This window comes from Candidatus Woesearchaeota archaeon (genome assembly GCA_026394965.1).
Classification (GTDB): domain Archaea; phylum Nanobdellota; class Nanobdellia; order Woesearchaeales; family 0-14-0-80-44-23; genus JAPLZQ01.
Genome location: JAPLZQ010000054.1, coordinates 1 through 5,277, shown reverse-complemented (window position 1 = coordinate 5,277; position 5,277 = coordinate 1). Strand labels below are relative to the sequence as shown.

Annotated in this window: 4 protein-coding genes; 1 reads left to right on the top strand and 3 read right to left on the bottom strand. The window is 42.2% G+C overall.

The genetic code is table 11. The features are described from left to right. On the top strand, positions 1-1,609 hold a 1,609-nt coding region (locus NTV63_02320; protein MCX6709769.1), incomplete at its 5' end, for a hypothetical protein. 83 nt (positions 1,610-1,692) lie between these two features. Here NTV63_02320 and NTV63_02315 read toward each other — a convergent pair. The 3 genes from NTV63_02315 to NTV63_02305 form a co-directional block, all read right to left on the bottom strand. After that, positions 1,693-2,730, bottom strand: coding sequence for a radical SAM protein (locus NTV63_02315; protein ID MCX6709768.1), 1,038 nt, complete (start codon positions 2,728-2,730; stop codon positions 1,693-1,695). A gap of 119 nt (positions 2,731-2,849) precedes the next feature. Then, positions 2,850-4,523 carry a glycosyltransferase family 39 protein gene (locus tag NTV63_02310; protein ID MCX6709767.1) on the bottom strand — a complete coding sequence of 558 codons (1,674 nt, stop codon included), beginning with the start codon at positions 4,521-4,523 and terminating at the stop codon, positions 2,850-2,852. A 27-nt stretch (positions 4,524-4,550) separates the two neighbouring features. After that, the coding region (locus NTV63_02305; protein MCX6709766.1) for a carbamoyl transferase at positions 4,551-5,277 on the bottom strand (727 nt) is incomplete at its 5' end.

Genomic DNA, 5,277 nt, shown 5'->3' with positions numbered 1-5,277 from the left:
GCTTGCCAAATGCGCAATAAGCTCTGGCGCAGGAGCAGACACATGCTCAAAAGACGATGACTGCAAAATCAGCCATACGGACTGCTCAGCAGAGCATCAATGCGTGTCAATTCTCGGAATAGGAGCAAACATATGCTCAGCTGACATTGACTGCGCACCAACAACTGAATGCACAGGTGCAGGATATGAGTGCATAGTAAGCACAAACCCGACTCAAACAGGATGCGTAAATGTTTCAGGCAGATACTGCCCGACAAATTATAGGTGCATATACTGCGAGTCAGAAGTGTGCGCAACAGTATGCACAGGAAAAGAGTGCGGGACTTTCAGCGGATGCAACTGCGGAACATGCGCAGGCGGAAAAACATGCGACGCTGCAGGAATATGCCAGACAATTGCAAGTCCAACTCCGACTCCAAGTCCAACTCCTACTTCGAATTATGCTGCTTATGGAACACTTTCTGCTCAGAGCGCGGCTGTTACAGTTGGCGGCAGTATGGTTTTAACTGTTACCGGCTATGATGATGACGGGATAAAGCAGATTATGGTAAAACCGGGAGAAACAGCGTCCTACTCTACTTATGAGTGCACCGGGCTAAAAACATGTTCTCATGTTTTTACTTTCCCTGCATCTACTCCGGGCATTTATACTTGTTATGGATTGATACAAGGAAATTTCTCTGATACAGCAGCTGATGATTGGGCGTATACTGCTCCTCCATCTATTGCAATCACAGTCAGCTCAACAGGCACAACTGTTTCAACAACAACTGCAGGTACAGGTACTTCAACAACTACAAGAAGGTCTACTTCAACAGCTACAGGTACTTCGACAACTACAGTTGCAGGTACTTCATCAACTACAGTTGCAGGTAGTTCAACAACTACAGTTGCAGGAACTACTTCAACTACAACATCATGCCCAACTGATACTGCATGCTCGGGAAGCCAGCCTAGCTGCACAGGTACAGTAACATGCAATTGTGGAACATGGGTGTGTCATCCTTCAGGGTCAACCACAACAGCAACTTATACAGACCTGTGCGAAGGTGTTACATGCAGTTCAGCAAGCTGCCTCTACTGCAGTGGCGGCAATTGCGTAACTTCATGCATATATTTCGGAGAAACATGCGTAGGAGGAACATGCCAGACAACTACTGCGAGTACTACTGCGAGTACTACTACAGTGGGTACTACAACTACTATAGCAAGTCACTGCGATGCTTCTTGCACCGGACCATGTAAAACTTGCGTTAATGGAGGAAGCATTGTTGGATATTACTGTGAGACAAAACCCCTTGCTAGCTGTTCAGAAGCAGCATATGTATGCGCATCTGGTTATCTCTGCCTATGTCAGTGTGCAGGTGTTGGCTGCGGATGTGTTGCTATAGGAAGCACTCCAACGCAGAGCACCACATCAGCAGCAACCAGTACAAGAGCCACTACAATTGCACCTACTACAATTGCAGCAACCAGTACAAGAGCCACTACAGTTGCACCTACTACTATTGCTGCATCTACAACTAGAGCCACCACTAGCTGCAGGTCATGTACTGGATGTAGTGCACCAAACGTTTGTAATTGTGCTGGCCAATGCATTTCGCCGTAATTTTTTTTTAGAATTCTTTTGTAGAAGTAAAAGTATAAATAACTGCAAAGGCAAAAAATTTGGTAAGAATTTTATCTATCTTTTTATAGAAATAGTTTGAGATTAGCAAGTATGTTCTGGTATGCCTCGCAGGGAGTCCAGCACTGCGGGCACCTTCCCGCTCTTATATTCTTAAAAACATCCTCTGCATGCCTTGACCCGAGTATCCTCTTGAGATTGTAATTATTATCCCTCAGTGAGCCAAGTTTGCACCCCATAATCAGGCAGGGATAGACTATTCCAGAAGGGCTTATGAAGCAGGAAAGAGAGGATGCCCTGCAGGAAATGGGAGTCTTTCCTGTCTTAAGGTATTTTTCAACAAGCGAAAGGTATTTTCTTTCCAGCAGAAAAACCGGATTCAGGGATTTTTTCCTGTGCCTAAGGAAATTATTCACCTCAGAGACTGCTTTTTCCCTGTCAAATTCTGCATTGTCATTCCCGTAATAATGCTTTGATGCGTGCATTATGTTTATGTGGAAATCATCATATCTTATTCCGGGAATGAGCTTTTTTACTGCATTAAAAGTATTCTCAAACATTCCTGCATTGTATTCTGAGATGGTGAATCCAAAGAAGACGCTCAGATTCCTGCTCCTTATCTTCCTGAGCCCTGAAAATGTCTTAATCACCTTTTCAAATCCTCCCGGAATTCCCTTTATCTTTTCATGAACCTTTTTTGGTCCGTCAAGGGAAACTGTGATTATTAACTTTTTGGGGTTAAACCTGAGGATTTCTTCTGTTTTTTTTACAATGAGCTCAGGCATAAGCCCGTTTGTGGGGAAGTGCAATATGTAAAGGTTTTTGCATTTCCTTATTATTGCCCCTGCGATTTCGGCAATGTCGTTTCTGAGGAAGATTTCCCCCCCCGTTATGTCTATCCAGTCAAAGTCAGGGTATTCTGAAAAAATTTTTTCTATCTCCCCGAGCGAAAGCTCGTTTTCCGGCTTTTTCTTCCAGATGTTGCAGGTCTTGCATCTGGAGTTGCACCTATAAGTGACTGCAAATGTGAGCTTATATGGAAGCATTTTTGCAGGCAAATTTGATTTAAGGATATTGCCCATAAGGGCAAGCTCTTTATTCATACTCATATCCAAAATATTCCCATATTTATAATTTGGCTTTTTAGAAATTTATGTATATTTTTAAGAAATCCCAAAAATCTCATTTATAATTTAAAACAAATCAGGGATAATATCCATGCTTAATTTTCAACCTGGTAAAGAGTGTATGTCCTGTCCCTTTTTGTTTCCTGTTTGTAGATGCTTAGCGAGTTCTGGTCCTTGAACTGCTTGCAGATTCCTTCCCTATGAAAGGGATCATTTACGCACCAGTAGCCCTCATCAAAAAGGATGCAGTCATACCTGCTCTTAAGCTCCTTCATTGTCTCATTGTCAACAGCCATGTGGGTCTGGATTGATGGAACGCCATTTAAGATAAACAGGGATGTAACATGGGAAACCACAATGCAGTTCTTTATTTCAGGGGCATTTCTGACTATGAAATCATGGTAAAACTGCGATTCCCATGACTCCTCCCCAAAATATGAAATCTTGTCCAGGAAAGGAACTATTGTTATTGCTATTATGCATAAAGTCACTATGAGAACTGCCCCTTCAGATGCTCTTACCCGCTTTTCAATATGGTTTTTCTCAATAAGCCCTTTTATTATCCTGCTTAGAAAGTAGAAGCCTAACCCAGAGAAAATTGCAACTGCAGGATAAAGATTAAGGCTGAACCTGACATCCTGCCCGTAGTTAAAGCTTCCTGCATAGAATGGAATGAAGATGAAAAAGAAGAGCAGGAACCAGGTAAGAAAAGGGAAAACCTTCCTTTTGAAACTAAAAACTCCTGCAATAAGCCCGATTATTGACGCTATTGTGAAAAAAAGAGGGAATCTTGTGTTTTCAAAAAAGAACCCGGAATTCGCTATAATATTGCCCTTTATTGAACCCAGGCTGAACTTTTCCCCGTTGTAGGCGCCCCAGTCCTCATTTCTCATATTAAGCGTGTGCTGGATTGTCGGAAAAATCATAATCAGGAAAATTGAAAGAGCAAAAAGGAACTTCCTGCTTGTTATAGTTTTAGCTAAGTCATTGTCTAAAGCAATAAAGAACACTGCAGCAACAGGAGCCATGAGAAGGGATTCAGGCCTTATCTGGCTTGCATAGGAAAGCGCAAGGAAGAAGGCAAATGCAAGGCAAGCGCTTTTCTTTTTAATGTATAATAACAGCATAAGTATTGCCAGTGACGAGAAAAATAAAAATATTATGTCGAGCGATTGTGTTGCGCTCCAAAGTATATGAATGGGAATTAGGGAGAAGGCAAGGGCGGAATATAATGCAATATCCTCCTTTTTGAAAAGCAGGTAAGATATAAGGAAAATTATCAAAATTCCGATTATTGAAGTTGCTACGGATACAGCAAAAGCCACTTTTTCAGAAACCCCGAAAATCATGAAGAATATTGAATAGAAAGCAGGGCTTCCGTAAGGCTGCTTGTTGTATATGCAGGAAAAGCATTCCTTAGGCGTGCCATAATCGCAGACGCACGACTTTCCCTGCGTGGCTATGTTCTGGGCAATATTGAGGTATATGTCCTCATCATAATAAATACGGTGGTCATGGGGAGCAACAAATACGCGTATGCACAGCGCAAGAATCAGTATTATTCCAATGATAAGCCAGGTTTTCCTTTCAATTTTTCTGAAGGAGCCCGAAATGTCCTTTCTGGAAAGCCATAAAAAGAGCGCAAGAAGCATCAGGTTTGCTATTAGGAAAACAGGATAAATTCCATCTTGAAGAGGCTTCTCATCTATCCTTAGGCGAAGGCAGATAAAGAGGCTTAATAGCAAAATTGCTGCTGTTGGCAGAACCATTAAAATTTTTTTCCATTTCATATTTAATCACTGCTTTGCCAGGAAATTCCCTATTGCAAGATAACCTGCTTTTGTTGTTTTGAATGAGCTTATTGCATCTTTTGGCGTCATAACAATAGGGAAGCCGTGTATGTTAAAAGATGTATTGAGTATTATGCCATCGCCGGTGTTCTTTTTCACCTGCTCTATCATCCTTCTGTAAAGCTGATTCTCTGCACCCAGCATCTGGGGCCTTACAGAATTATCCACATTCATTACTGCTTCAAGCCCTTTTCTGGCATTTTCCCTTGTCATGTAACCCATTGTCATGAATCTGTCAAATCTTCCAACATCCTTGAAAAATTTGTGCGCTTCCTCCTCCAATACAGAGGGGCAGAATGGCTGGAACCAATCCCTCCTCTTAAGCATTATGTTAAGGGTGTCCTTTACATCTTTCTTGGATGCGCTTGCAACAATGCTTCTGTTCCCAAGAGCCCTTGGGCCGTATTCCATCCTTCCCTGGAACCACATCACAATCTTGTCATTTGAGATGAGGTCTCCAACCTCTTTTTCAATTCCATCCCTCTTTGAATATTTAACCTTGCCCGCCTTAAGCTCGCTTTCTATTTCCTCATCAGAATATTCTGTGCCAAAATATATGCTGCTAAAATCATATCTGGAAACGCTGTTCAGCTCGAAATTAACCTGCATTGCAGCGCCCAGCGCAAGCCCGCCGTCACCCATGTGAGGAAAAACAAACCAGTCCTTAAGCCCG

Excerpts from the sequence above, each read along its gene's own strand:
- NTV63_02315 (MCX6709768.1), bottom strand. The coding sequence starts at position 2,730 with ATGAATAAAGAGCTTGCCCTTATGGGCAATATCCTTAAATCAAATTTG.
- NTV63_02310 (MCX6709767.1), bottom strand. The coding sequence starts at position 4,523 with ATGGTTCTGCCAACAGCAGCAATTTTGCTATTAAGCCTCTTTATCTGC.